Source organism: uncultured Microscilla sp., assembly GCF_947493425.1.
Taxonomy (GTDB): Bacteria; Bacteroidota; Bacteroidia; order Cytophagales; family Microscillaceae; genus Microscilla.
On record NZ_CANLRP010000312.1, the window covers coordinates 1 to 4,425 of the forward strand.

5 protein-coding genes are annotated in these 4,425 nt (G+C 38.4%); 1 reads left to right on the forward strand and 4 read right to left on the reverse strand.

What is annotated here, in order from left to right:
• Positions 1–71: 71 nt before the first annotated feature.
• Genes Q0954_RS32960 through Q0954_RS32970 form a run of 3 tightly spaced genes read right to left on the reverse strand, consistent with a single transcriptional unit; the run spans position 72 to position 1,701 of the window.
• Complete coding sequence (locus Q0954_RS32960) at positions 72–761, reverse strand: leucine-rich repeat domain-containing protein (protein WP_299465987.1); 690 nt, start codon at positions 759–761, stop codon at positions 72–74.
• An 8-nt stretch (positions 762–769) separates the two neighbouring features.
• Positions 770–1,267 (reverse strand): leucine-rich repeat domain-containing protein, encoded by a 498-nt coding sequence (locus tag Q0954_RS32965; protein WP_299465990.1) that lies wholly within the window; start codon positions 1,265–1,267, stop codon positions 770–772.
• 2 nt (positions 1,268–1,269) lie between these two features.
• On the reverse strand, positions 1,270–1,701 hold the full coding sequence (locus Q0954_RS32970) for a hypothetical protein (protein WP_299465994.1): 432 nt from the start codon (positions 1,699–1,701) through the stop codon (positions 1,270–1,272).
• Between the two features lie 377 nt (positions 1,702–2,078).
• Between Q0954_RS32970 and Q0954_RS32975 the strand changes: the two genes are divergently transcribed.
• Positions 2,079–2,798 carry a hypothetical protein gene (locus tag Q0954_RS32975; RefSeq protein ID WP_299465996.1) on the forward strand — a complete coding sequence of 240 codons (720 nt, stop codon included), beginning with the start codon at positions 2,079–2,081 and terminating at the stop codon, positions 2,796–2,798.
• Between the two features lie 35 nt (positions 2,799–2,833).
• Here Q0954_RS32975 and Q0954_RS32980 read toward each other — a convergent pair whose 3' ends face one another.
• Entirely contained in the window at positions 2,834–4,123 is a 1,290-nt protein-coding gene (locus Q0954_RS32980) for a tetratricopeptide repeat protein (protein ID WP_299465999.1), read from the reverse strand.
• Between the last annotated feature and the right edge of the window lie 302 nt (positions 4,124–4,425).

The window sequence follows — 4,425 nt, forward strand, 5'->3', positions numbered from 1 at the left end:
GCAATAAAAATAACGAAGTATCAAGGCGAAAAATCACCCCTCAGAGTGTAAATTTATTTTTGAACAATTCCTTAAAACTCTACCTCACAATCAGGCAACCACTCCATCAACCTCTTTTGATTATTGGCGCTCATAGGGTTGCCTCCCAGCCTGAGTACCTTTAGCTGGGCAAGTTGTTGTATTTGTGGGGGTAAGTCTTGCAATTGGTTACTATTGAGGTAAAGCCGTCGTAGGTTAGACAATTGACCTATTTCGACAGGTACTTGACTCAAACGATTGTGGTGTAGACTCAGGTCTTGTAGTTTGCTTAGTTGCCCAATCTCTTTAGGCAGGGTTTCCAGTTGATTTTCATACAAACTGAGTGACCTCAACTGATGCAGCTTTCCTATTTCGGCAGGCAGTGTTTTTATTTTGGTATTGGTAATCCAGAGTTCTTTCAGGCGGTGTAAATTACCAATTTCTGTTGGCAGCGCTTGTATTTGGTTGTACCCCAATGATAGGTCGGTAAGATTGACTAATTGACCAATTTCTGCTGGAAGCCGTTGAAGGTTCTTGTCAGAAATTAATAGATTGGTCAGGTTTTTATAAAAACCTGGCTCAAGTTGGTGCCTCACACAAAAAAACACATGCTTATGTAGCTCTTTTGCTACAGCCTTATTGTAGCCTTGCCGAAGCCCCACACAAAGCTGAAAAGCCAGCGCAATGTTTTGCTCGTCACCACTTTGCAACAGTTTCAATATTTTTTCGTTATTTTCAGGCATTTTAATTATCAATCTTCAAAACGTTTGAATCTTATATCACAGTTGTTGGGCAACCATTGGCTTATTTTCCTTTTTTCTTCGGCAGATATTTTATTACCATACAAATACACATCTCTTAATTGAGTAAGGCGACTTATTTCGGGCGGCAAACAGGTCAATTGGTTATACTGTAGCGACAATACCCTTAATTGAGTCAATGCTCCTATTTCAACTGGCAATTTAGTCAATTTATTCTTCCACGCCCACAGGCTACGCAATTGTTTGAGTTGACCTATTGCCGGAGGTAATGCCTCCAGTTGTTGGTTGTTTAAGTTGAGTTCTTGTAGGTTGGCACAAAAATCGGTCTCAAGTGCATACATTGCACAAAACAATGGATATTGCTGCAACACCAATGCTACTTTTAGACTATAATTCCCTTGCAACCCCTTACAAAGTTCAAAAGCCAGCTTAAGGTGAGAGAGATCGTTGCTTTGCAGTAATTGCAGTATACTTGATTCGTATTCCATAGCTATACATCCAGCCAGTTTAAAGCCTGTGTCAAGGTATTAAAAAACCTAAGTTGAAACTGTGGTTCCTTAGCTTCTTCGAGCAGCTGTTCTATTGAAATTTGGGTAAAAATATCTTTACTTTTGATCAACACAAGGTATTCGCTACCCGCAGCGTGCATAGCTTCTCCTATATGCAGCCCCGTCCATTGTTGAATTTCACTACCAAAAGTAATGTTGAGTCCAGTAACATCAATAATCACTGTTTTGGGTTGTAGCATTACCTGGTACTTTGCTACCACTTGAGCATTTTCTATAAATACTTCAAAGTTTACCCCCATTGTTTGATTGTGATTACTCCATTGATGTATAAATAACGAGAGCGATTCGTCAAACCAAATACTTACATATCTGGTGGCTTCTATCAGCTGCCAATTGATCCTTGGATTGTACATAGTTATAATATGGTTTAGTAATCGTAAAAAGGGTTTGATCAGAATTGTTTAGAGTTTGATCACATCACTTACAATCTTGTGAAAGACTATTGGGTTTTTCATTAAAACGAGGCGTGATTTATGTGCGTATTTTACAAAATAACAACAAAAATTGGCTTATTCAATGATGAAATGTGGACTTTTTCGGAAATTTTTATTCTAAAAGGGCGTATTGAGCAGTCAGACAGGTAAATCAAAACATCCATATTTGGTCATTGTGAACATTGAAACAGGAGCTGCTTTGACTCAGCTAACTGATGAATGCAAATGCTCACCACATTGTAAATTAAGCAGCCTATTTTTTAATATTGAAGGGAAGCAAAAACCACCACATTTGTATGAAAAAATATACGTATATCGGCATTATATGCTTGTTAATGTTGGCAGGGGGGTGTGGCACACGCCAGGTAAAAGAACAGCTAGGCGAAATCCGCTGTAACAATGGAATTATTCAACTCCGTACTACATCTTACCCAAACCAGAAAGACCACAAGTTGTATATTCAAATAGACTTGATCTATAATGGTAAAGTAGTATCACAAAGCATAGGACGCAAAGGCATACCAATGGCCAAAGCAAAAAAGGAGGTGAAATTTATGAAAGTAAATCACAAAAGCGAAAGCGGTTTAAATATCTATATTGATCCTCACCAACTGCCCAGAGACAAATTTAACCAACTGGTACGCTGTATTCAACTCAATGAACAAAACCTTGTATCACTTATCAATGAAGTTCCCAATCAATACATCTCTGAGCAAGATCTCAAAGAAAGACAAAGCATCAATACTTTGGTATATGGCAATTATGACGACATGGGACAATTGTTTTATGCAGACAAACATTTAGACCAACCTTTGCAGGTGTATGTAGCAATTGATGGAACTTGTCAGTTGAGGAACAATGACGAATGGCACCTGCTAGGCAGAGTATTTGAAGGGTATTTAGACATTAGCGAAGTGCACTATAACCGCATTAAAAACTATCAAAGCCGCAATGGAGTAAGACTGGCAGACTACTTTCGTTTACGCAACATCAAGGTAGTATACGAAGACAGGTAGTTTGCCCCATTTTACTTAACCACAAGAGAGAATGTTTAGCTGCAATACTTTCGGGCAATTTTATACGCCTTAGGGTGTCCATATTCTCCTGCTTTGCGCAAATTTTTACAAGCCTCCTCTTTTTTACCCATATACATTTGCGTCATTCCTTTGTTATAATAAGCCCTGTTATTAAGCGGATCGAGCGAAATCGCCTTGTCAAAGTCTTCGAGCGCCCCAGTAAAATTTCTTGATTTGTATTTAATTACCCCGCGGTGGTTATAAATTTCCGGGTTTTTGGGAGCCATTTTCATTGCTTTACTGAAGTCTTCCAATGCTCCTGTATAGTCCAGCTTTATTTCTTTGATAGTACCTCGCTGTATATAAGCATTTACATTATTGGGTTGCTCATCTATAATAAATTGAATGTCCTGCATTGCCCCATCAAAATCTTTGAGTAAACCTTTGAGCCGGGCACGACTAAAATAAAACTTTAGATTACGTCCGTCTAGCTCTATAGCCCGATCAAGATCTTTAAGCGCAGCTTTTAGATCTTTGTTTTGTTCGTGGGCCTTTGCTCTTTCGGCAAAATAAGCTTCTTCTTTGTTATATATTTTAATTGCTTTACTAAAATTGTCCAATGCTTTGTCTTGTTTGCCCTCTGCCACAAAATAACTGCCCCGGCTAAAATATGCTTCGTGATAAACAGGGTTTAGCCTGATGGCTTTATTATAGTCAGTAAGTGCTCCGTCATAATTAAGTTGCTTTTTGGCAAGCCCCCGATGGTAGTAAGCTTCTGCATACTTTGGTTTTAACCGAATGGCTTCATCATAATCACTGAGCGAGTTTTTGGGGTCTTTCAGTGCCATTCTAATCAACCCTCGATAATAGTTAAACTCTGGACGAAACTTGTTTAGTTTCAAGGCTTTATTTATGTCCATTAATGCTGATTGGTAGTCTGAAATGTGGTATTTGGAAACTGCCCTTCTGTAAAAAGAAAATGTATCTTTTCCGTGTAGTCTGATGGCATTATTGTAATCATGAATCGCATCTTTGTAATCTTCTCTCAAAAACCTGCTATAAGCCCTTCCGCGGTAGGCATCCACCAGTTTATTGTCAAGTTTAATTGCCTTACTATAATCTTTAATCGCCAATGAAAACTTCTTATTTGCTTGATAAGCCCTTGCGCGCTTTTCATAAGCAACGGCATATGTTTTATCTTTTTTAATGGCTTGGCTATACAGCCTAATGGCAGCTTTAAAACGCTGTTCCTCTATCTTTTCATCCCCTTTACTTACCAGTGCTTTAGCTGCTTCGGTGTCTTGAGCCTTTGCCTGTTGCTGCATAAGGCAAAGTATGGATAGAAAAAATATTCCTGCTGTGCGAATGAATTTTGGCATTATTTCAAATAATTGTAGTGATTGTTGAAAAGTTGTATGAAATTTTACGCTGAACTATCTTAAAGTATTTATTCTCGTGAGAAAATTCAGTGCTTTTGTAATCCAGAAGAAACTTAGGAATTGTTCAAAAATAAATTTACACTCTAAGGGGTGATTTTTCGCCTTGATACGTCGTTATTTTTATTGCCCGTAGCGCTGCTATGGGCGCAAAAAATAGCCTCGTCTCAAAACAAAACCTCTACCTCAAG